The 682-nt window shown below is 51.0% G+C and carries 1 rRNA gene; it reads right to left on the bottom strand.

Annotated elements, in window-relative coordinates:
- Positions 1 to 682: ribosomal RNA gene (locus J502_RS16465) — 16S ribosomal RNA — on the bottom strand; the annotation flags it as partial.

The following is a 682-nucleotide window of genomic DNA, read 5'->3' as shown; positions in this document are numbered from 1 at the left end:
AGCCATGCAGCACCTGTATCAGAGTTCCCGAAGGCACCAATCCATCTCTGGAAAGTTCTCTGTATGTCAAGGCCAGGTAAGGTTCTTCGCGTTGCATCGAATTAAACCACATGCTCCACCGCTTGTGCGGGCCCCCGTCAATTCATTTGAGTTTTAGTCTTGCGACCGTACTCCCCAGGCGGTCTACTTATCGCGTTAGCTGCGCCACTAAAGCCTCAAGGGCCCCAACGGCTAGTAGACATCGTTTACGGCATGGACTACCAGGGTATCTAATCCTGTTTGCTCCCCATGCTTTCGTACCTCAGCGTCAGTATTAGGCCAGATGGCTGCCTTCGCCATCGGTATTCCTCCAGATCTCTACGCATTTCACCGCTACACCTGGAATTCTACCATCCTCTCCCATATTCTAGCCAACCAGTATCGAATGCAATTCCCAAGTTAAGCTCGGGGATTTCACATTTGACTTAATTGGCCGCCTACGCACGCTTTACGCCCAGTAAATCCGATTAACGCTCGCACCCTCTGTATTACCGCGGCTGCTGGCACAGAGTTAGCCGGTGCTTATTCTGCGAGTAACGTCCACTATCCTAAAGTATTAATCTAGGTAGCCTCCTCCTCGCTTAAAGTGCTTTACAACCAAAAGGCCTTCTTCACACACGCGGCATGGCTGGATCAGGGTTCA

The organism is Acinetobacter sp. 1294596 (assembly GCF_000582925.1).
Taxonomy (GTDB): Bacteria; Pseudomonadota; Gammaproteobacteria; order Pseudomonadales; family Moraxellaceae; genus Acinetobacter; species Acinetobacter radioresistens.
Note: the sequence above shows the minus strand (reverse complement) of the source record. Positions and strands in the feature narration are given on the sequence as shown.